The sequence below is a fragment of the Nocardia sp. NPDC003183 genome, assembly GCF_053590715.1.
Map to the genome: position 1 here is coordinate 262888 of NZ_JBSFTG010000006.1, position 21764 is coordinate 284651.

The 21764-nt window shown below is 67.6% G+C and carries 20 protein-coding genes; 6 read left to right on the forward strand and 14 right to left on the reverse strand.

The window, feature by feature from the left end; translation table 11 throughout:
* Positions 1 to 59: 59 nt before the first annotated feature.
* From ACWDXS_RS21015 to ACWDXS_RS21030, 4 genes are read right to left on the reverse strand one after another with little or no spacing between them, the layout of a single operon-like run.
* Positions 60 to 818, reverse strand: a complete 759-nt coding sequence (locus ACWDXS_RS21015) for an ESX secretion-associated protein EspG (RefSeq protein WP_449967911.1) — start codon at positions 816 to 818, stop codon at positions 60 to 62.
* A 33-nt stretch (positions 819 to 851) separates the two neighbouring features.
* Positions 852 to 2153, reverse strand: coding sequence for a hypothetical protein (locus tag ACWDXS_RS21020; protein ID WP_449967914.1), 1302 nt, complete (start codon positions 2151 to 2153; stop codon positions 852 to 854).
* Positions 2154 to 2531, reverse strand: a complete 378-nt coding sequence (locus ACWDXS_RS21025) for a hypothetical protein (RefSeq protein WP_449967917.1) — start codon at positions 2529 to 2531, stop codon at positions 2154 to 2156.
* 9 nt (positions 2532 to 2540) lie between these two features.
* Positions 2541 to 3068: a DUF3558 domain-containing protein gene (locus ACWDXS_RS21030; RefSeq protein ID WP_449967920.1), complete on the reverse strand. Its 528-nt coding sequence runs from the start codon at positions 3066 to 3068 to the stop codon at positions 2541 to 2543.
* 88 nt (positions 3069 to 3156) lie between these two features.
* Between ACWDXS_RS21030 and ACWDXS_RS21035 the strand changes: the two genes are divergently transcribed.
* A complete protein-coding gene (locus ACWDXS_RS21035; protein ID WP_378995847.1) occupies positions 3157 to 3522 on the forward strand; it encodes a hypothetical protein in 366 nt (121 codons plus the stop codon).
* A gap of 44 nt (positions 3523 to 3566) precedes the next feature.
* On the opposite strand, the gene ACWDXS_RS21040 is transcribed toward ACWDXS_RS21035, so the two are convergent.
* On the reverse strand, positions 3567 to 4145 hold the full coding sequence (locus tag ACWDXS_RS21040; protein ID WP_379313340.1) for a DapH/DapD/GlmU-related protein: 579 nt from the start codon (positions 4143 to 4145) through the stop codon (positions 3567 to 3569).
* A 226-nt stretch (positions 4146 to 4371) separates the two neighbouring features.
* Between ACWDXS_RS21040 and ACWDXS_RS21045 the strand changes: the two genes are divergently transcribed.
* Together ACWDXS_RS21045 and ACWDXS_RS21050 are read left to right on the forward strand one after the other, a co-directional pair.
* Positions 4372 to 5529, forward strand: a complete 1158-nt coding sequence (locus ACWDXS_RS21045) for an FAD-binding oxidoreductase (protein ID WP_378995843.1) — start codon at positions 4372 to 4374, stop codon at positions 5527 to 5529.
* Between the two features lie 29 nt (positions 5530 to 5558).
* Positions 5559 to 6317, forward strand: coding sequence for an FAD-binding oxidoreductase (locus ACWDXS_RS21050; protein WP_378995840.1), 759 nt, complete (start codon positions 5559 to 5561; stop codon positions 6315 to 6317).
* A gap of 29 nt (positions 6318 to 6346) precedes the next feature.
* Here the strand turns inward: ACWDXS_RS21050 and ACWDXS_RS21055 are convergent, their stop codons facing one another.
* The 6 genes from ACWDXS_RS21055 to ACWDXS_RS21080 all read right to left on the reverse strand — a co-directional run bounded on the left by ACWDXS_RS21055 (position 6347) and on the right by ACWDXS_RS21080 (position 12911).
* Positions 6347 to 7516, reverse strand: a complete 1170-nt coding sequence (locus ACWDXS_RS21055) for an FAD-binding oxidoreductase (RefSeq protein ID WP_378995838.1) — start codon at positions 7514 to 7516, stop codon at positions 6347 to 6349.
* A gap of 616 nt (positions 7517 to 8132) precedes the next feature.
* Positions 8133 to 8534: a heat shock protein transcriptional repressor HspR gene (locus ACWDXS_RS21060; protein ID WP_378633530.1), complete on the reverse strand. Its 402-nt coding sequence runs from the start codon at positions 8532 to 8534 to the stop codon at positions 8133 to 8135.
* A 2-nt stretch (positions 8535 to 8536) separates the two neighbouring features.
* A complete protein-coding gene (gene dnaJ / locus ACWDXS_RS21065; protein WP_378995836.1) occupies positions 8537 to 9730 on the reverse strand; it encodes a molecular chaperone DnaJ in 1194 nt (397 codons plus the stop codon).
* Between the two features lie 24 nt (positions 9731 to 9754).
* A complete protein-coding gene (gene grpE / locus ACWDXS_RS21070; protein ID WP_449967927.1) occupies positions 9755 to 10327 on the reverse strand; it encodes a nucleotide exchange factor GrpE in 573 nt (190 codons plus the stop codon).
* Entirely contained in the window at positions 10324 to 12189 is a 1866-nt protein-coding gene (dnaK, locus tag ACWDXS_RS21075; protein WP_378995832.1) for a molecular chaperone DnaK, read from the reverse strand. The genes grpE and dnaK overlap by 4 nt, the downstream gene beginning before the upstream one ends.
* A 257-nt stretch (positions 12190 to 12446) precedes the next feature.
* Complete coding sequence (locus ACWDXS_RS21080) at positions 12447 to 12911, reverse strand: MarR family winged helix-turn-helix transcriptional regulator (protein ID WP_378995830.1); 465 nt, start codon at positions 12909 to 12911, stop codon at positions 12447 to 12449.
* Between the two features lie 104 nt (positions 12912 to 13015).
* Here ACWDXS_RS21080 and ACWDXS_RS21085 point away from each other — a divergent pair, with 104 nt between their 5' ends.
* The 3 genes from ACWDXS_RS21085 (at position 13016) to ACWDXS_RS21095 (ending at position 15379) form a co-directional block, all read left to right on the forward strand.
* Positions 13016 to 14704, forward strand: a complete 1689-nt coding sequence (locus tag ACWDXS_RS21085; protein ID WP_449967932.1) for an MFS transporter — start codon at positions 13016 to 13018, stop codon at positions 14702 to 14704.
* 20 nt (positions 14705 to 14724) lie between these two features.
* A complete protein-coding gene (locus tag ACWDXS_RS21090) occupies positions 14725 to 15027 on the forward strand; it encodes a hypothetical protein (RefSeq protein WP_387445403.1) in 303 nt (100 codons plus the stop codon).
* A gap of 76 nt (positions 15028 to 15103) precedes the next feature.
* Complete coding sequence (locus ACWDXS_RS21095) at positions 15104 to 15379, forward strand: hypothetical protein (protein WP_378995824.1); 276 nt, start codon at positions 15104 to 15106, stop codon at positions 15377 to 15379.
* Between the two features lie 4 nt (positions 15380 to 15383).
* On the opposite strand, the gene ACWDXS_RS21100 is transcribed toward ACWDXS_RS21095, so the two are convergent.
* Genes ACWDXS_RS21100 through ACWDXS_RS21110 form a run of 3 tightly spaced genes read right to left on the reverse strand, consistent with a single transcriptional unit; the run spans position 15384 to position 21534 of the window.
* On the reverse strand, positions 15384 to 16952 hold the full coding sequence (locus ACWDXS_RS21100) for a dynamin family protein (protein ID WP_387445401.1): 1569 nt from the start codon (positions 16950 to 16952) through the stop codon (positions 15384 to 15386).
* Positions 16949 to 18787 carry a dynamin family protein gene (locus tag ACWDXS_RS21105; protein WP_387445399.1) on the reverse strand — a complete coding sequence of 613 codons (1839 nt, stop codon included), beginning with the start codon at positions 18785 to 18787 and terminating at the stop codon, positions 16949 to 16951. Before ACWDXS_RS21105 ends, ACWDXS_RS21100 begins: the two co-directional genes overlap by 4 nt.
* Positions 18788 to 18804: 17 nt before the next feature.
* Positions 18805 to 21534 carry an IniB N-terminal domain-containing protein gene (locus ACWDXS_RS21110; protein WP_449967938.1) on the reverse strand — a complete coding sequence of 910 codons (2730 nt, stop codon included), beginning with the start codon at positions 21532 to 21534 and terminating at the stop codon, positions 18805 to 18807.
* Between the last annotated feature and the right edge of the window lie 230 nt (positions 21535 to 21764).

The following is a 21764-nucleotide window of genomic DNA, read 5'->3' on the forward strand; positions in this document are numbered from 1 at the left end:
ATCCAACGCGCACTTCGCGAAGCGACGGCGGCGATGCGACCCGGTCGGCGCTGACCGGCTCAGCGGGGGAGATACGTGCCGGTGCGGGCCTTGGTGGCCGTGGTGGTGAGGATGGTGGCGAGGGTGGATTGGATTCGGGCGGGGGTGGTGGGTTTGGCGATGAAGGTGGTTTCGCCGTAGAAGACGTAGCGGCCGTCGCCGGGGATGTCGTGGAGTTGGAAGTCGTCGCGGCCTTCGGTGTGGCGGTTGTCGACGCTGCCGTGGGCGTAGACGCCGATGTGGGTGAGGGTGGTGGTGGGTTTGGCCAGGAAAGATTCGAGTTGTTCCCGGGGGGTGGGGTTCCAGCGGTCGCGGACGTGCGGGCGAGGGGCCGCGAGTTCCGCTGCGGTGACCCGGATTTCGCGGCCCTTGCCGGGCGCGACTTTGGGGAGGGTGGACAGGACGGCGGCGGCCAGTGCGTCCGGGTCGAAAAGGTGGAGGGTGATGTCGCCGGGGTTGGTCTCGTCGCCGGGGGCTTGGACGGCGAGGGAGGCGTAAGTATCGCGGGCGCCGCCGTGGGCCCGGATCGTTTTGACGCCCTTGGACGCTCCCGCCACTTCGACGCGGGCGTGCGGGGCGAGCAGGGCGGCCATGGCACGGTCGAGATCACTGTCGAACTCGGCCATCAGGTTCTCCGCGGCCTTGCTGCGCAGGCGCAGGACCTCGGCGTGGGTTTCGACGTCGGTATGGCGGTGATGCAGTGGGTACGGGAGGACGTCGCGGCCCGCGGCTTCCCACAGGGTGCGGAAATCTAACGCGGTGAAATGCCAGGTACGCACGGGAGATCTACTCTGTTCCATCAGGATCGGCGACTAGTCGGCGCCGATGACCGGCGGGACCATCTTGGGCAGGGTGTCCAGACCGGTGAGTTCGTCACCGTTCTCCTGAGTGATGAGGTAGTCGGGGATTCCCTTGGTCGATTCGTCGTCCTTGCCGCCACCCTTGCCCGCGCCGGGGCTCATCATGCCGGGCATACCGGAACGGCCCGCTGTGCCCGCGCCGGTGCCACGGCCCCCGGCGCCGCCGGTAGAGGTGGGGCTTCCGGCCACCGCACCACCCGGCGTTCCCGCGCCCGGCGTGCCCGAACCCGGCGACCCACCGCCGGGCGAGCCTGCGCCGCTCGGCGATCCGGACGGCGAGCCCGAACCGGGGACGGTCGAGCTCGGGGTGGTCGAGGCGGGGGTGGTCGAGCCCGGCTCCGTCGACTCGGGAGTGGTCGATTCGGGGGTGGTCGAATCGTCTGTGGAGTCGTCGGTGTCGTCCGGTTCGGTGGTGGGAGTGGTCGACGCCGGGGTGGTGGGCTGCGTCGTCGTCGCCTGGGTAGTGGGCTGCGTAGTAGAACCCTGAGTGGTGGATTGTGTTGTGCTGCTCTTTTTTTCAGGCTCGCCGCCGCCGTCTTCGACGGTCTTCGGGATGGGGATCACCGGGACTTTGTTGTCGGACTCGTAAATGACCGGGGCGTAGACGGTTTGGAGGATGCGCACGGCTTCGACTCGCGCGTTCTCCTGCGCGACATCATCATTGCGCCACCCACGGCCGGTGAGCAGGGCTCCGACATTGTCGAGACCGCTGCGGTGCTCGGGCTCGTGGGGGACGAGGCGTTTTGTCGGTTCGAGGCCGGTGCGGAGTTCGTCCAGTTTGGTGCTGGTGAGCGCGGCGGCGGTGGTGACCTTTTTTCCCGTAGCGTCATATGCCGCAACAGTTTGCGCTGCCGCGTTCGCTGCGGAACCTGCCCAGACGTCGGGGGACATGCCCCGTGCTATTTGCTTGCCGAACTCGTCCAGGGAAGTGCTGTTGCGCGTGGAGATTTCGTTCCAGGCGCCGATCAGGTCGTTGACAGCGTTGAGATCGATCTTGTCGACCTTGGCGCGCAGCTCCTCGACGGTGCCGGGGAACAGGTCGTTCCTCGTCACCACAGTCGGGCGGTAGTCACCGTCGAAACCGAGATCGCCGGCCTTCTGGCGGTTGCGATCACGCTGGGTGTTGTACTGGTTCTGGATATCAGCGATTTCGGAGCTGTCGAGTTCTCCGTCGTCGCCCGAGAACGGGGACATGACGAAGTTTCGGAGGTTACCGAGTAGGTCGACGCCGCTGATGCTCTGCATGCCGGTCATTCAGCTCACCTGCCCAGTGACGTAGTCGAGAGCGTTGGCGTTCTCGATGTCTTTGCCCGCAATGCGTTTGAAGGAGATGGAGAAGACCTCGCGCAACTGCTTCACCGCCTCGATGTCCTGGAGAATGACCTCGTAGATCGAGTTCGGCTCGCCGACTGCTTGAGCGCGGAATTTGGCCTCGAGCTGCCTGGCAATGTCGAAATCACCGAACCCGGTGACGTTCTGCACGCGCTGGGTGACACCGATCAGCTTCTGGAGGTCGGCTAGTCGCGTATCGCAGGCCTTGAACATGTGGAATGCGGCAGCCTCGTCGTTCAGGTAGACCTCACCGGCCCTCGCCTGACCGACCAACTGGCTGTATGGGGTATCGCCCGCCATTCCCAGCCCCTACTTCGGGAACGTCGGCACTAGCAGGGCGCCGGCGCGCTGGAGGTAGACACATGGGTCCTCCAACGGTCCGTCGGCGATTGCCGAATTACCAACCGCGAGCTGAACGACACCCTGTTCGGACGGGAAGACAACATCGCACCATAGGTTTCGAGTGTCACCCTGTACCCGAAATTGGCGCCCCTGCCGATTCGCGATGGTGACGTCGGCGAAGTTGATGTTCCCCGGCTTCTGCTCGAAATAGCTGACCGGCTTGTCTGTCGTATAGACGGTCAGGGCGTAGCTGGAACCTTCCCATCCACAGATCTCCCACCCCGACTGCGGAACCCCCGCGACACCCTTCTCCTCCGTAGCCGGATCAACCCCAGCCTCCGTCAACGCAGCATCCGAAATCTCCGTGCACGGATTCCACAACACCGGCTTGGCCGTGGTCGTCGCCCCCTTCGACGTCGACTCCCCCGAGTCGCACCCGACCAGCCCGACAACCGCCAAACCGGCAACCACCATCGCCGTACCTGCGCGTTTCATCCCCACCCCTTCCGGCCGAGTACTGCCTTGACCAGGCACATTAGCACGGTCAACCGACCAGAGCCGGGGCCGCGTAAGTTGTCGGAGCATGAGCGAACTTCGACTTTCGGCGCCGTTCGACGGGCGCAATCCCGAGGGCAAACCGGTGGTGAACCGGTCGGCGGTGGACTCCGATATCCAGGATCAGGTGCTGTCCTACCTCGAGCACGCGCCGGTGATTCTGAGCGCCCGCGGCCACGACGCCGACGAGTTCGACCCCACCCAGCGCGACGTGCCGTTGAACTTCCACACCGACGGCGCGTTCGTCTGGCCGGGCGCTGTTCCCTACTACCTGCGCAAGTACGGGCTGCCGCCGGAGGCCGCGCTGGTCCAGCACATCGTGGGCAAGGGGTTCGAGATCGGGGAGGTCGACGAAGGGGCACGGCAGGCGGCGGTGCAGAAGGTCACCGGCTGACGCGGTGTCAGCGCAGGCGTTCCGTGGGCAACACGACGGCCGAACTACCAGCGTCGACGCACAGCCGCCTTGGAACCGGCCACCAAGCTGTTCGCCGGGACGTCGTCCGCGACGACCGCACCCGCGGCGATCACCGCGTCGCGACCGATGCTGACGCCGGGCAGAATCATCGCGCCCGCGCCGATCCACACGTTGTCCGCCACGTCGATCGGCGCACCGGTGAGGAATCGGCGCCGTTCCTCCGGATCGACGGGATGGCCCATGGTGATGAAGGTGGCCTTCGGGCCGACCATCACGCCCCGGCCCAACCGGATTCCGGCGTAGTCGAGGAACGTGCAGCCCTGATTGATGAACACACGCTCGGCCAGGTCCAGGTTCAGACCGTGATCGGTATAGAACGGCGGGTAGATCGTGAGACCCGCGGGGAGCGGACGGCCGAGGATCTCCCCCAGCAGCGCCGCCTTTCCGGTCTCGTCGTCGAAGGGCAGACCGTTGAGACGGGACGTCAACGCGCTGACCTGCAGAACTCGCTCGTGCATCGCCGTGAACTCGGCCCCGAGAACCCGTTCACCCCTGGCCAGAAGTTCGGGATCGTGAATCTCCATGAAGTTGTCGCTCGCCATCCTTCGATTCTCACGCACCTTCGCGCGCGACCCGCAAGATCACCGACGCGTATCGATGATGGGGAGATCGTGCTGATCGCAGACGTGGGGTTTACGATCCGTGCGGCTGGGAACGGGCGTGACGAGCATCCCTGCACCGAGACGACGGTTTCGGGGGATACTGGGGACGGCGGCACCGACGGGTGAGCCACATTGCGGCAATTGCAGAGAAATGGAGCTTGACGACGTGGATGCGCGTTCGCTTGCGCTGGTCCGCGCCGATTTCCGCGGGGTGTCGGAGACACCCGGTGGGTCCGAGCGGCTGATCAGCGCTTTCTACGGTCACCTGTTCGCGCAGGATCCGAGGTTGCGTGAGCTGTTTCCGCCTGCCATGGACATGCAGGCCAAGCGGATCACGACGGCGGTACAGTTCGTCCTCGACCATCTCGAGGACTTCGAACGCGCCCAGCGCTTCCTCGAGCAACTCGCCCGCGACCATCGCAAGTACGGGGTCGAGGCCGACCACTACGATCTGGCCGGACGCGCGCTGCTCGCGGCGCTGCGAACCTTCCACGGCAATCGCTGGACCAGAGAACTCGATGAGGGCTGGCGTGACATCACGCTGCTGATCTCGGCGTCGATGGCGATCGGCGCCAACGAGGACACCTCGCAGCCGTACTGGGACGCGACCGTGGTGGGTCACCGGCGGGTGCTCGACGATCTGGCGATCGTGCGATTACAGGCCGACGGACCCATTCCGTTCAAGGCCGGACAGTATGTGCCGGTCGCGGTGCCGCAGCGGCCGAATATGTGGCGCTACTTCTCCCCCGCCATCCCCGCGAACCCGTATGGCGAGATCGAATTCCATGTGCGGCGGATCAGTGGCGGCTGGGTGAGCCCGGCGATCGTCAACGACACCAAGGTCGGGGACCGGTGGAAGATCGCCGGGCCGCTCGGTGGGTTGCACGTGGACCGGGAGTCGGGCCGCGATGTGCTGATGATCGGCTCCGGCACGGGCATCGCGCCGTTGCGGGCACAGCTGATCGAGATGAGCCAGCGCGGGATCAATCCGCGCGTGCACTTCTTCATCGGCGGGCGCTATCCCGGCGACCTCTACGACGTGGACAACATGTGGCAGCTCTCGCAGTCCAATCCGTGGTTGACCGTGGTGCCGGTGTGCGAGGAACACACCAATCCCTGGTGGTATCCCCAGGATTCGGGTGCGACGCCGATGGGCATGCCGCGCCGCCTGGTCGGTAATCTGGGAGCGGTGGTGACCAGCTTCGGCGCGTGGTCGGATCGTCAGATCCAGATCGCGGGATCGCCGTCGATGATCGCCAACACCCGTTACGCGCTCCAGCGGGCCGGTACACCGCTCGAGATCATCGCCGCCGACCCCGTCTGAACCCGCCCGCGACATCGCGAAAGAGGCTGATGAGCAACGCTTTTCCTGACCCCGCCTGGACGGCGACCGTCGTCGGTCACCACCGCCTGCGCCACGACCTCGCCGTGATCCGGCTGATCGGCGATTTCGTGCCGTTCGAGGCGGGCGGTTCGGTGGAGGTCGAGGTGCCGCAGCATCCGGGGGTGCGGCGGCGGTTCTCCCCCGCGCTGCCGCCCTCGCTGGACGGCAAGCTCGAGTTCCATGTGCGCACGGTGCCCGGCGGGTGGTGTTCGAGTTCCATCGTCGCCGACACCAAACCCGGTGATCAGTGGCGAATCAACGCCCCCCACGGGGTTTTCGCGGTCGATCCCGACGCTGTCGAGGTGGTGATGATCGCCGGCGGTACCGGGCTGGCGCCGATGCGCGCTCAGATCCTGGACCTGGCCCGTCGTGACACTCCGCCGCGCACCTACCTGTTCTTCGGTGGCCGCTCACCCCGCGACCTCTACGCCAACGACATGCTGTTCCTGCTGTCGGGCGAATTGCCGTGGCTTTCGGTCATTCCGGTTGTCGAAAGCCCGGAAGATCCTGCGGTGCGCGATGAATGGCACGAGCAGACCCGCTCCGACGTGGGCTTCGGACTCGAGGAAATGCTCCACGGCACCCTCGCTGACGTCGCCGCAGCCCACGGCCCGTTCACCAAACACCAAGTCCTGGTCTGCGGTTCGCCCGCGATGGTCCGCACCACCGTCGACCGTCTGATCGAAGCGGGAACTCCCCCGGCCAACATCATCTCCGAAGGCGCCTGAGGACCACGGGCTCGCGGCAAGCCCGCGGGTCAGAACAAGGGGTCGTGGCGGATCGACTGGGCTTGGGTACCGGCCGCCATCAGGCGGAACTTGGTGGTCTGGACCATCGAGGGGGAGCCGACGATTTGGACGTCGCGGTCTGCCCAGGGGCCGTAGCTGGCGACGACCTTGCCGATTTGGCCGGTCATGCGGGGTTCCAGGCCGGGTAGATCCGGCTGGGGGTCGCCGGAGTCGTAGTACCACCAGGGGTTTTCGTCACTCTCGGTGACGGGGGTGACGGTGAGCCATTTGTTGGCGATGGCGAGTTGGCTCAGGACCTGGAGGTCGTAGAGATCGCAGGGGTGGTGGCCGCCGACGAACAGGTGCACCTTCGGGTTGACCCGGCGCTGGGCCATCGCCATGATCTGCGCGCGCAGGGGGGCGATGCCGGTGCCACAACCGACCATCAGCATCTTGCGTTTGGTGTTGCGCGGTACGCCGAGACCGCCGAGCGGCGAGCCGAGCGCCCACTGATCACCGACGGCGGTGTGCGCGACCATGGCGGGGCTGACCCACCCGCCGAGCACGCCGCGAACGTGGAACTCGATCTCGCCGTTGGGATTGGCCGGGTTCGCGGGTGAGAGATAGCGCCACATCCGTGGCCGCGAGGGGATCTGCACGCTGAGGTACTGACCGGCGGCGTACTGCATCGGCACGTCGAGCTGGACCCGGACGATCGAGAGATTGCGCAGCACCTCGCGATGTTCGACGACGGTGCCCGTCCAGGTAGCCGGGGTGGTCTCCTTGTCGGCGGCGCTGATCATCGCGCCGCTGATGGTGGCCAGACCTTCGTCCCACGCGCTGGCGACCTCGTCGGTCCACATCTCCGCACCGGCGAACAAGCGCATGGCGGATTTCAGCGAGTTGGCCACGGCCACATAGTGCGCCGGTTGCACGCCGTATTTGCGATGGTCGCGACCGAGCTGGGCCAGGAACGGCAGCAGCTTGTCGGGCTCCTCCAGCCGGTCGAGGGCGTAGGAGATCGCCGTGACGAGCCGGTCGCGCTGGGAATCCATGGCAGCCGGGAAGTAGTCGCGGACACCGGGGTAGTCCGTGAAGAGGATCGAGTAGAACGACCTCGACAGCTTCTCGGGTCCACCTTCTTCCGCAGCAACCGCCTTGAACGTAGTACGGATCAAAGCGACAGTCCGCGAATCCATATGTGTCACAACCTCGTTTCGCCATCGAACGCTAGCCGCGCCGGCGAGTGACGGGCTGGGAGGACACTCGTCAGCAGCCGATGCGAGAAGTCTAGGCGAGGTTTGCCAGCTTAGGAATCGTACTCTTAAACATCACGCATGTAATTCGCGAAATACCAGGCGGTTCCCAGTAGTTTCTCATGAAAACATACCTCAAGCCCGTTAATTGCGGGTGAACAGCCGCTCACGATTCTCGAAACCACCAGGAATATCAGACAATTGGTGACCAATGGCCCTGGTAGAGCGACCCTTCCGCTACGTCGACCGCATGCGGCAAACCGGCGCGCCGAGCCATGACACGCATGGTAGGCGCACCGGAGTGGCTGGTAACCGGGAGCGAATTGCCTTCCGATTGGTCCGAATTCAGCATCCGGACAGCAAACTTTTGGACGTCCACGGTGATAAATCCCCACCTCAGCGCGCCGCGACGCGACTTCCGATCAGCAAGATCACGAATAAGTGAGTTGCTGGAGAGTCACCAGCCGGTCGCCGGGGGTTGACCGGAGACGAACGAGCCCCCGGCTCGCATCCACCACAGCGGATGGGCGAACCGGAGGCTCGTCGAATCGAAGACGACTCAGCGCCGATGCCGTGGCTGCCACACCACGAGCGCGGTACTGCGCGCGGGCGGCGACAGATCGGGCCGGTAGCCCGCCCGCAACCGCTCCATCTCCGCGCTCATCTCCTCGACGCGCTGCTGCAACGCCTCCACCTGATTGGTGAGCTCGATGATGCGCTTGATGCCGGCGAGATTGACGCCCTCGTCCTGCGACAGGCGCTGCACCTCGCGCAGCACCTCGACGTCGCGGGCCGAATAACGGCGTCCGCCACCCGAGGTCCGTTGCGGGGTGACCAAACCCAGCCGATCGTAGGTACGCAACGTCTGCGCGTGCATCCCCGCCAGCTGAGCCGCCACCGAGATCATGAAGAACTCGGCACGCGCGGTAGCACCCGAAACGGACTTCGGATCATCGGACATCATCAAGCACCCGCCCATCCTGCACGCGGTTCGAAGCCACTGGCCTTCTCCGCCTCCTGATAGCGCTTGAGCGCATCGGTGGCGTCGGAGTCGAGCGATTGCGGCACCGCGACCTTCACCGTGACCAGCAGGTCACCGGCGCCGCCCGCCGCGCCGCGCTTGGGCACGCCACGACCGCGAACTCGCAGGATACGCCCGTCGGCGGTGCCCGGGGGCACCTTCACGCCGACCCGGCCGTCCAGCGTCGGTACGGAAACTGTTGTCCCCAGTACCAATTCGCTGTAGCTCACCGGGAGCACCAGGGTGAGGTCGTCGCCCTGGCGGCCGAAGACCTTGTCCTGGCTGACGTGCACGGTGACATACAGATCGCCCGAAGGCGCACCGCGCAGACCCGCCTCGCCCTGACCGGCCAGCCGGATCTTCTGACCGTCACTGACGCCCGGAGGAATCCGGACGGTGATGGTGCGGGTGCGGTTCTGGATACCGGTGCCCGAGCAATCGGTGCACGGGTCGTCGATGATCGACCCGGTGCCGCGACAGTCGTCGCAGGGCTCGCTGAAACCGAACGCGCCCTGATTCCGGCTGACCACGCCCGCACCATTGCAGTGCGGGCACACGCGCGGGCTGGTGCCCGGCTTGGCACCGCTGCCGTGACAGGTGGTGCACGGCGAGGGACTCGTCATCCGCAGCGGAACGGTGACGCCCTGGGCGGCCTCACGGAAACCCAGGGTCGTCTCGGTCTCCACGTCGGAGCCGCGGCGCGGACGAGCCGCCGCCCGGCCACCGCCGCCACCCCGGTTGAACAGCCCGCCCAGCAGATCGCCGAGCCCGCCGTCGCCCGCGGCGCCGGTACCACCGGCCTGACCGAAGATGTCACCGATGTTGAAGTCCTGCGAGAAGCCGCCGCCGGCACCGGGATTGAACCCGCCGCCGTAGGCTCGTCCGCCACCGCCGCCGCCCGCGAACATGCGGCGCGTCTCGTCGTACTCCTTGCGCTTGGCAGGATCCGACAGCACCGCATTGGCTTCGCTCACGGACTTGAACCGCTCCTCGGCCTTGGTGTCACCCGGGTTGGAGTCCGGGTGCAGGTCGCGGGCGAGCTTGCGGTAGGCCTTCTTGATCTCGTCCTGCGAGGCGCCGGAGGAGACACCCAGCTCCTTGTAGAAGTCCTTTTCGATCCACTCCCGTTGGCTCACCGGGCATCTCCTCCTTTCGCGTTCTTATTGACTGTCGCCGGCATCCGGATCCGATGCCCCCGCGGCCTCGGCATCGGTTACCCCGACCAGCGCGTGCCGAAGCACCCGGTCGCCGAACCGATAGCCCTTGCGCATGACGATGCCGATCACCGGGTCGGCGCCCGAACCCTCGTGCTGCACTGCCTCGTGCAGCGTGGGGTCGAACGGGTCACCGGCGGAACCGAATTCGACCAGACCCTGCTTGGTGAGCGCGGTCTCGAGCTTGTCGGCGACGGACTTCAGCGGGCCGGAGTCGAGGTCGCCGTGCGCCCTCGCCCGATCCAGATCGTCCAGCACCGCGAGCAATTCGGTGACCACCGACGCCTTGGCGGCATCGATGTTGGCCTGCCGGTCACGCTCGACCCGGCGGCGGTAGTTCGCGTATTCCGCGGTCAACCGCTGCAGGTCGGCCGTGCGCTCGGCCAGCTCGTCGTGCTCCGGCTCGACGACTTCGGCGTCGAGGGCGGAGTCCGCCGGGGCGGCCTCCGCGTTCTCGTCCGCAGTGTCGTCCAGGATTTCCTCGACCAACTCCTGCTCCGAGGAGTTCGCCTCGGTCACTTCTTGTCCGTGTCGACCGGCTCGTCCACGACCTCCGCGTCGACGACCTGATCGTCATCGGCCTGGCTGGGGCCCGCGCCGTTGCCGGACTGCGCGTCGGCGGCGGCACTGGCCTCGTAGATCGCCTGGCCCAGGGCCTGCGACTCGGTGGCCAGCTTCTCCACGGCCGACTTCACCGCGGAGATGTCGGTGCCCTCGAGCGCCTGCTTGGCCTCGGCGACCGCGTTCTCCACCTTCGCCAGCTGATCGGCGGAGACCTGTGCGCCACCCTCGCTCAGCTTCTGCTCGTTGATGAACTTCTCGGTCTGGTGCACCAGCGACTCGGCCTGGTTGCGGGTCTCGGCCTCTTCACGGCGCGCCTTGTCGTCGGCGGCGTGCGCCTCGGCATCGGCGACCATGCGGTCGATCTCTTCCTTGGACAGACCGGAGCCGTCCTGGATCTTGATCTTGTTTTCCTTGCCGGTGCCCTTGTCCTTCGCGGTGACGTGCACGATGCCGTTGGCGTCGATGTCGAAGGTGACCTCGATCTGCGGCACGCCGCGCGGGGCCGGGGGCAGGCCGGTGAGCTCGAAGGAGCCCAGCAGCTTGTTGTGCGAGGCGATCTCGCGCTCACCCTGGAACACCTGGATCTGCACCGAAGGCTGGTTGTCGTCAGCGGTGGTGAAGGTTTCCGAGCGCTTGGTGGGGATGGTGGTGTTGCGCTCGATGAGCTTGGTCATCACGCCACCCTTGGTCTCGATGCCCAGCGACAGCGGGGTGACATCGAGCAGCAGAACGTCCTTGACCTCGCCCTTGAGCACGCCGGCCTGCAGTGCGGCGCCGACGGCGACGACCTCGTCCGGGTTCACGCCCTTGTTCGGCTCACGGCCGCCGGTCAGTTCCTTGACCAGCTCGGAGACGGCGGGCATGCGGGTGGAGCCACCGACGAGCACGACGTGGTCGATATCGGCCACGTTCAGGCCCGAGTCCTTGATCACGGACTGGAACGGCGCGCGGGTGCGATCCAGCAGATCAGAGGTGATCTTCTGGAACTCCGAGCGGGTGAGCTGCTCGTCGAGGAACAGCGGGTTCTTGTCCGCGTCGACGGTGATGTAGGGCAGGTTGATCGAGGTGCTCTGGCCCGAGGACAGTTCGATCTTGGCCTTCTCGGCAGCCTCACGCAGACGCTGCATGGCCATCTTGTCCTTGGTCAGGTCGATGCCCGAGGACGCCTTGAACTTGTCGACCAGCCAGGACACGACGCGCTCGTCCCAGTCGTCGCCACCGAGGTGGTTGTCACCGGAGGTCGCGCGGACCTCGACGACGCCCTCGCCGATTTCCAGCAGCGAGACGTCGAAGGTGCCGCCACCGAGGTCGAAGACCAGGATGGTCTGCTCTTTGTCGCCCTTGTCCAGGCCGTACGCGAGCGCGGCCGCAGTGGGCTCGTTGACGATGCGCAGCACGTTGAGACCGGCGATCTGGCCGGCTTCCTTGGTGGCCTGACGCTGGGCGTCTTCGAAGTAGGCCGGGACGGTGATCACGGCGTCGGTGATCTCCTCGCCCAGGTAGGCCTCGGCGTCGCGCTTCAGCTTCATCAGCGTGCGCGCGGAGATCTCCTGCGGCGTGTACTTCTTGTCGTCGATCTCGACGTTCCAGTCGGTGCCGATGTGGCGCTTGACCGAGCGGATGGTGCGGTCGACGTTGGTGACCGCCTGGTTCTTCGCGGGCTGACCGACGAGAACCTCGCCGTTCTTCGCGAAGGCGACGATCGAGGGGGTGGTGCGCGAGCCTTCCGAGTTCGCGACGACGACCGGCTCGCCGCCTTCGAGCACGGCGACGACGGAGTTCGTGGTCCCGAGGTCGATTCCGACCGCACGAGCCATAGTGGTTTCCTCCTGTTTGACGTTCGGTTATTGCAACGCTGAGCGCAGTGGGCTCAATCCTGCCTTCGAGATCCACCGTGAGTCAACCCGAAGTTGAGTCAGGTCCGCTCATGTTGTTGATCAGCACAACCAGTAGCTGCGGCGATTCATTCCCGCCACCCGAAAAAATTTCCCGGCCCCCGAGCCATTCTTGCCACGAGTGCGCTCAACTGCAGCCCCCGATGCGCGATCGTGACGGTCCGAAGACCATCGGCGGGCTATCGGGTGAGGCCGGGATGGATGCCGGGACGAAGGCCGTTGCCCTCGGCGGTTCGGCGCAGGAGATCGAGGAAGAGCGCGCGGTCCTCGGGAGACAGGGGAGACAGGAGTTCGGCGTCCAACTCAGCTACCCGCTGCTCGGCTCGGGCCAGGAGGGCATGGGCGGCAGGCAGGAGGTGGAGCGCGTACGCGCGCCGATCGCTGGGGTGACGGCGGCGTTCCACGAGGTTGCGTTTCTCCAGGTCGTCCACCAGGCCGACCATGACATTGCGGTGGATTTCCAGCGCCTCGCCGAGTTCCTGCTGCGTGCGGCCGTCGTGGGCGCTCAGGAGTTTCAGCATGCCGAAGTGGCGGGGCTTGATGCCCAGCGGCGCCAGTAGATCGCTGAAGCGGTAGGCGGTATGGAAGCCCAGTTGGCCGAGGAGGAATCCGGCGTGGGTCGACAGCTGCGTCGGGTCGGTCACACCCCTACGATACGCCGATTAACGCACCATTCATGATTGCCCTATTGATTGATAATCACTCGAGGTGCATAGTTTGGAGGTCCCCTACTCGAAGAGAGACTCTCGTGACTACCTCCCCCACTCCCCCCGCCCCGGATCCGCGGCGCTGGATCGCGTTCGCGGTGGTGCTGGCCGCCGGCTTCATGGATCTACTCGACGTGACGATCGTCAATGTGGCCGTGCCGAGCATCCGGAACGACCTGCACGCCGAGTACTCGCAGCTCGAATGGATCATCGCGGCTTACGTTCTCGCCTTCGCCGCCGTGCTGATCACCGGCGGCCGACTCGGCGACATCTACGGTCGCAAACGCGTGTTCCTCACCGGCATGGCCGGTTTCACGATCGCCTCGGCGGCGTGCGGGCTGGCCACCGATCCCACCGTGCTCATCGGCTCCCGCTTCGCGCAGGGTGCGATGGGAGCGTTGATGGTGCCCCAGATCCTGGCCATCATCCAGACGACATTCCCGAAGGAGGAGCGAGCCAAAGCGATTGCCCTCTACAGCGGTGTCGGCGGGTCGGCCTCCGCGGTCGGTCTCGCGCTCGGCGGCGTGCTGGTGCAGGCCGACCTGTTCGGGCTGGCTTGGCGGCCGATCTTCTTGGTGAACATTCCGGTCGGCATCGCGGGGTTCATCGCGGCATGGTTCGTGATGAGCGATTCGAAGTCGGCCAGACCGCCCCGGCTCGACCCGGTCGGCATGGCGCTGTCGGTATCCGCGGTACTGCTGCTGGTCTACCCGTTGACCGAAGGACGTCGACTCGACTGGCCCGCATGGACTTTCGTGATGATGGGTGCGGCTCTCACGGTGTTCGCCGGGTTCCTGTTCTACGAGCGCGGCCTTGCGCGGAAGGGGCGTTCGCCGCTGGTCGACCTCGGACTGTTCCGGTCGCGGCCGTTCGCGATCGGGCTGGGGACCTGGCTGCTCTTCTGGATCGCCATGGGTGGATTCTTCCTGGTGTGGACGTTGTTCATGCAGGGTGGACTCGGGTGGTCGCCGCTGCGGGCCGGGCTCACCTCGGCGCTGTTCGCGGTGGGTGCCGGGGTGGGAGCGGGGCTTTCGGTCGGCGTGCTGGCCGCCAGGTACGGACGGCGGGTGTTGATGGCCGGGGCGCTGGTGAATGCGACGGGGTTCGCGCTCTACGGCGCGATGGGTGTGCGATACGGGAGCGAGTTCACTTCCTGGCAGATGGCGCTGCCGTTGGTGATCACCGGTGCGGGGTTCGGGATGGTGGTGGCGCCCACGCTGGACCTGCTGCTCGGTCAAGTGCCGGTACGGGAGGCGGGGTCGGCTTCCGGACTGCTGAACACGGGACAGCAGTTGGGAACCGCGCTGGGCGTCGCGTTGGTCGGCGTGCTGTTCTTCACCGCGCTGGACCGGGATTCCGATCTCGGGGTGGCCGCAGTGACGCCCGAGATCCGGGCCGAGCTGGCCCTCGAAGGAATGCCGGTACAGCTCCAGGATCAGATCGTGGCCGGGTTCGCGGCATGCGTGCACGACCGGTCGGCGGAAGAGGACCCGGCCGTGACACCCCCTAGTTGTCAGTCGAATCCTGTTGGCGACGCGGCGGTTTCGCGCGTACTCGCGGAAGCGGGCACCGAGGCCAACGCGGTGAACTTCGCTCAGACATTCCGGTACACGCTGTTCTACGGCGCCGGGATGCTGCTGCTGGTGTGTCTCGGATTCTTCGCACTGCCGAAGGAGGCAAAGCTGGAACAGCGCGTGCTCGATGATGAGCCGGAAATCGTCACAGTATGAAACATGAAGGGTGGAAGCACATGTACACAGTTGATCTGCTGACCGTCGGGCGCGGGCGCGAAGTTGTCGATGCCGCGCTCGGCTATGTGGGCGGGCTCGGATATCGCGTCCTCGGGTCGACCACCGACGACGAGGCGCTCGCGATCCTCGAGCGTGAACAGGTTCGCCTGCTGGTGATCGGAGGTGGGGTGGAAGCCGAGTCCCGGAAGGAATTGACGGCTGCGGCTCAGGAGCACGGCGCCACCGTGATCCAGGCGCAGCGCGCCGGGCGCGGGATCGAGCAGTACCTCGCGGAGGAGGTAGTGCCGGCACTGGGTGAGTGATCAGCGCTCGTTGCCCCGATTATTCGGGGCAACGATAGGGCTGCGAACAGTCTTGCCGGACACTAGTTTCGGAAGCATGCGTGCATCGATGGGCAAGGTTCAGTGGAAGCGGGCGTTCGGCGGGGTGGCCGTGATCGCCGCCCTGACCGGCGGGGGGATGGTCGCCTCCGCCGGGAGCGCCGTGGCCGACAGCGGCGTCGCCGTGGCCGATGACGGGTGCACGTTCTCGTCGGTCGGGGGATCGTGCAGTGACCCGGGGCCGGTGGGGAACGCGTTGATCGCGATTCGGGAGTTCGCGAAGAGCCTGGGGTACGGGACCGGAAGCTCCTCGGGAACCGCCTACTTCCTCTGACCGGCTAGGTGGTCCGCGACTGAGGGAGCTCGGCCAGAATTCCCTCGGCGCTGCGGGCCGCGGCGCGGCAGGCAGTGGCGGTCGATCGGTCGGCCAGCGGGTGGGCCGCTCGGGCACGCCAGGTGCGGACGGCGGAGAACGCCGTGGCACGCAACGAATTCGGGTCGGCCTCCGCAGGCAGCCCGAGGCGTAGATGCGCCGCCACGCCGGCGCCGCCCAGCATGCGGTACAGGTCGGCGAGTACCGGTGGCGGCAACGGCAATTCGTCGGTGCGCAGGCGCCCGAGCAGCCGGAGTTCGGTGAAACCGTGCACATCGGCGAGCCGAGCACGCACGCGCGGCCGCAGGCGATCGGCTTCGGTACCGGGGTAGGCGGCCAGGATCCGGTCCAGCGTGCTCAGCGCCGAATGCGCCTTCAATTCCTCAGCGCGCTGGCCGAATTGGACCTCCAAGACCGAGCGCAGTTCCTCGATGCCGCTGCGAGCCGCCAATTCCGCCGCCAGCGCGGAAGAATCGCGGGCGCCGAGCCGAATCAGCATGGTGGCCATGCGAATTCCGAACAAACCGAAGCGATCGACCAGCTGCGCACGCAGTTCCGGATCGACCGGCAGCGCGACATCGGCGCGAGCAAATCGGTCCGCCGAGAGCAACGCGATCCCGAGATCCTCCGCGGGCACCGTGGACAGCGCCTCGAACGCCGCGAACTCCGGCTGTCGCAGGGTCGCCGCGGCGAACGCGAGCAGCCCGGCCACCGGAATCACCGCCTGGCACAAGCCGGTTCGCTCCAGCTCGTCGGCGAACCGGGCGGCGACATCGCGAGCCGAATGCAGCGCGTCGATACGACCGGAGCCGATCTCGTCGGCGCGCGACACCACCCCGATCACACCGAGTGGCCCCGCACCACCGGCGCCCGCACCGATCTGCTCGAGAAAACGCACGTCGGCGGCATCGAGACGGCGCAACAGATAGACAACGGCATCGGCACCGGACACCGACAGCGGCGCGGCCCGCGAATCATCCTCGACATCGGCGGGAGTGAGCAGTCGCGCGGTGCGCAGCGACACCTCACGCGACAGCGACGACGTGCCAGGGGTGTCGATGATCGTGGTCTGCGACAACGCGGCCGACGGCCACCCGACCTCGAGATGGTCCACCGCCCGGGGACCGCGCGCATCCCAGCTCAGACCGTTCAGGTCGAAGGTCAGTCCGTGCGCGCCGCTGCCGCGCCGCACGATCACATTCGCGCGCGAGCCGTCGACCGCGTGCGCGGTGACCGTGGGGGTAGCGGCGTCGCGGTACCAGGTGACGACGCGGGTGCACTCGGTGGCGTCGGTCGGGGCGACGGCCTGGCCTACCAGCGCGTTCAGCAACGTCGACTTGCCCGCCTTGATCGAACCGGCCAGCGCGACCCGCAGCGGCTCACGCAAGCGGTATTCGCAGTCGGCCAGCAGCGCGCGCACGTACTCGTCGCGGCCGAACGCCCGCGCCGCCGCGCCGATCAGCTCGTGCGCTTCGGCCAGGATCCTCGGTGTGGTCCGGTCGCCGGGCGCGGCGGTGTCGAAACGGTGGGTCACCCAGATACCGTACCGTCGGCCCGTCTCAGTTCGATCTGCATCGATTCCGCGTAGCGGCGCAACTCGGCCACCGCGTGCAGTTGGCGTTCCAGCACGACGGTGCGCTCGGCGCGGTGTGTGGCGGCCATCGCCGCCGCCTCCTGTGCGGCCCGCAGGGAAGCGTCGATCGACCGCAGGCTGCGCTCGGCCACCCCGGCGAAGTGGTCGCGCAGCGCACGGTGGATGCGGTGCAGCCGGTCCTTGGTGTCCTTGGCTGCCTGGAACGCCACGTCGTCGAGGAACCGGCGCACCTCACCGTTGGCCTCGACGCGGCGGCGCGCCAGCCGGGCCGACTTGTCGTCGCGATAGGCCTTGCCGCCCACGATCAGGCCCGCGCCGAGCGAGATCGGGTTCAGCATGGCCAGGCCTGCGAAGGTCGTGGCGAGCCCGATCATCAGCACGCCGCCGTAGGAGCCGCGCATACCGACCAGCACCTTGCTCGTGAAGCCGATATCCGGCTCGAGATCGGCCAGGGAACCCGAAGTGGCCAGGCCGCTCTCGTCGTCCATCCCGGAGTGCACCTCCGGCAGATCGACCGCGCCGACCTCGGCGAAATGGCCCGCGATCCGTTCGGCGAGCAGCTCGGCTCGGCGGTGGGTCAGCAGAAGGTTGTCGCCCAGGGCGGTATCGACGGAGCCGGTCAGCCATTCCGTGATCGCGCCCCAATGCCTGCCCGGGTCGTTCTCGTCGATCCACTCCTGGCCCGTGCGGGCGATACCGCGCAGACGATCGCGCAGGTCGTGATCGACGTCGCCCACGAGGTCGGTGATGCCGTCGGTGAGGGTCTGCTGCCAGCTCGCGGTGCGCCGCTGCAACTCCTCGGCGGCCGCACGCGCCGACTGCAACTCGTTGACCGCTGCCGCGCCACCGGCCGGATCGCGCAGCGCCACCAGCTCGCTGCCCAGCGCCAGCGCCAGATGCTCTGCCGCCGAATGTAATTCACGAGCCACGGCCTGCCGCGTGACCGCCTGATCACGGGCGACGACCCGATCGCGCAGGAAACCGAACAGCACGCCGAAACCGGACTCCAGGCCCAGCTGCGCGTCCTGCAAGCGCAGGGCGTGCGCACGCAGCAGCGCCGATACCGGGATCAGGGCGACATCGGTTTCCGCGCGCGTCAGATGGGCTCGGTCGGCCTCCAGCACCTGCCGCCAGTGCGGGTAGAGGTCGGTCTTGGTGAGCAGAACGGCGACCACGGGACACATTTCGCGGATCTGCCGGACGAAGGTGAGTTCGGGTTCGGTGAGCTCGGTGGAGGCATCCGAGAGCACAAGCACGGCGTCGGCGGCCGCAGCCAGGCTGAGCACGCCCGCGGTGCCGGCACTTCCGTGGCCGCCGACGCCAGGGGTGTCGATCAGGACGATGCCGTCGGCCAGCAGCTGACTGGGCAGCTCGGCTTCGATCCGCACAACCTGTCTGCCCTGCGCCAGTGGCGTGCGGGTATCGACGGTTCCGATCTCGTCGAACGGGATCTCGACCCGCGATTCGTCGGTACCCGGCGCGGTGAGCACCAGGTACGCCCGCTGCTGCGCGCCGTAGGACAGTTGCAGGGGCAACACGGTGGTCGCGTCGTCGCCGACCCGGCACACATCCAACCCGAGCAGTGCGTTCACGAACCTGCTCTTGCCCTGACCGAGCTGACCGGTGACGACGATCCGGTGCCGCGGGTCGCGCACCCGCACGGCCACCTTCTCCAGACGCCCGACCAGGTCGTCACGGCCCGCGGCGTGGGCCGCCGCGACGGTGTCGGACAACACCGTCGTCAGCGGCACCACGTTCGGTGCGAGAACAGTCATCCCTTCGCCCGTTTCGCTCAGTGGAACAGTCCGTCGGTGTGCACGTCGGCACCGGTGTCGGTGACGGTGCTCGATTCACCGAACAGCGAGGTCTCGGCACCACCGAGGCTGGAACCGTGCAGGCCCGAACCGAACGCGCTCGATACGTCGACGCCGGACCAGGTGTCGGCTGCGGTGGTGACCGCGCCATGAGTGGTGCCGGAAGCGTCGATCTGGGTGGTCGAGGTCGACGTGGTCTGGCCGGAGACCGCGGCGGTGCCGCCCTGTGCCGCGCCGTCGACGGCGGAGGTGAAGCCGCCGGTCACCTGGGTGCCGCCGGTGATCGCGCCCGACAGTCCCGCATCGCCGAGTCCGCCGAGGCCGGTCTCGAGGCCGGTTCCCGTTTCGGCGCCACCGATCGCGGAACCTGTCAGGCCGGTCTCCACGGCACCGGTCAACCCGGTCTGGGCACCGCCGACGGCGGAACCCGCGAGGCCGGCGCCTGCGTCGGCCACACCGTCCAGGCCCGCGTGGGCGCCACCGGCCAGATCGACTGCGCCGTTCACTCCTGCCTGCGCACCCGAGGCGAGCGAACCGGTCACGTCGGTGCCGACAGTCGTCGCGGTCTCGAGGCCACCGTGCAGACCGGTGGTCAGCCCGATGCCCGACGTGGTGGACAGTGCTGATTCCACTCCGGTCGTGATCTGTCCGGAGCCGCCGCCGGTGAGCAGTTCGTCGACCCCGAACCCTGCCCCACCCGTGAAGCCACCGGTCAGATCCGTACCCGCCGACACTGCGCCGCCCAACCCGGTTTCGAGACCGGTGCCCAGGTCCGCGCCCGCGCCGACCACGCCGTCGAGACCAGTGATCGCCGACGTGGTGGCGGCCGCGCCCAGCCCGCCGGCGGCCTGCGCACCCACGTTGGCTGCGGCGCCGAGCCCACCGGCAGCCTGCGTGCCCGCGTTGGCTGCGGCACCGAGACCACCGCCGACGCCGGCACCGAGTCCGCCCGCGGCGGTGGTCGCACCGCTCAGACCGGCATCGAGACCACCGCCGAGACCAGCGGCGACATCGACCGCACCATCCAAGTCGGCGGCGATATCGCCACCCACGGCCAACGCCCCGCCGAGACCAGCGCCCGCACCGACCGCACTCGACAACGCGCCACCCAGACCGGCACCGGCCGCACCGGTCAGCTCGCCACCGAGACCGACTCCGGTACCCACTGCGCCGTCGAGACCAGCGGCGAGATCCGCGCCTGCGCCTGCCGCACCCGTGAGCGCACCGCCCAGACCCACACCCGCACCGGCGGCACCGCCCAGCGCAGCATCCAGCCCGGTCTCGAGTTCGGCCCCCGCACCGACCGCACCCGTGAGCGCCTCACCGAGACCAGCACCCGCACCGACCGAGCCGGCCAGGCTGCCGCCGAGACCTGCGGCAAGGTCCGTCCCCGCGCCCACCGCACCCGACAGGGCACCGTCGAGACCGGCACCGATTCCACCGGACAACGTGGTGTCGAGACCCGCACCGAGATCCGCGCCGGCACCAGCCGCGCCGTTCAGCGCACCACCGAGACCAGCAGCCAAGTCACCACCAACATCAGCCGCGCCCGTGAGCGCCCCACCCAGACCAGCACCCGCGCCGACCGAGCCGGCCAGGCTGCCCCCGAGACCCGCGGCAAGGTCGGTCCCCGCGCCGACCCCACCCGACACGGCACCATCGAGACCAGCGGACAGCGTGGTGTCGAGACCCGCACCAAGATCCGTGCCGGCACCAACCGCACCGTTCACAGCACCACCAAGACCAGCAGCCAAGTCACCACCAACACCAGCCGCGCCCGTGAGCGCCCCACCCAGACCAGCACCCGCGCCGACCGAGCCGGCCAGGCTGCCGCCAAGACCCGCGGCAAGGTCCGTCCCCGCGCCCACCGCACCCGACAGGGCACCATCGAGACCGGCACCGATTCCACCGGACAACGTGGTGTCGAGACCCGCACCGAGATCCGCGCCAACACCGGCCGCGCCGTTCAGCGCTCCACCGAGACCAGCGGCAAGATCACCACCAATACCCACCGCACCGTTCAGCGCACCGCCAAGACCAGCGGCAAGATCACCACCGACACCCACCGCACCGTTCACAGCACCACCCAGACCAGCAGCCAAGTCACCACCAACACCGTTCAGCGCACCACCCAGACCAGCAGCAAGATCACCACCAACACCCACCGCACCGTTCAGCGCTCCGCCGAGGTTCGCGCCGAGGTCGAGGGCGCTGTCGATCGCGCCGTTCAGGCCGAGGCCCGCGCCGAGGGCGCCGGTCACACCGGCGGCCAGGTCGGCGCCGAGGCCGGCGTTCACATCGACGTTCGCGCCGGTGACCGCGTCGAGTGCCACATCGAGGCCGGCGCCTACCTGGGCGGCGGCGCCGGCGACGACCGAGGCCACAGCGCCGAGGCCGGCGTCGAGACCGAGGTCGAGTTCGGCATCGGCGGCCGCGGCCGCGGTGACGGCGGCGGCAGCAGTGGCTGTTCCTGCCAGGGCCGCGCTCGTGCTCGCCGCGGCGCCGGCGGCTACGATCGCCTGCAACTGGGAGCCGCCGCTGACCAGCGCGGATTCCGCCACCATGGGGGCGACGGCGGAAATGTCCTCCGGGGTCACCACGAGGCCTGCCTCAGCCAGCGCGAGGCACGGGTTGGCGCAGTAGCCTGCCGCGGCCTCGGGGTCGCGCAGCAGATTGAGGATGAACTCCAGAATCGCGTTCGGTGTCATCGAGATCAGCTCCTCCAGATCATGGGCGGTGACGCCCGATCTGTTTGTCGTTGGAATGTCTTTCACGCTAGGCGGGCCCGTCGTTACAGGTAACGGGGCGAATACCTAGTCCCGCCGGGCGTACCCCATTAGGGGCCGACCACCGATTAGGGGAATTTCCCCGTACTTGCCCCATCGCAGGTAACAGCTGTCCCCTAGCAACCGACAGATCGAGTGGGACGCTGCCATCG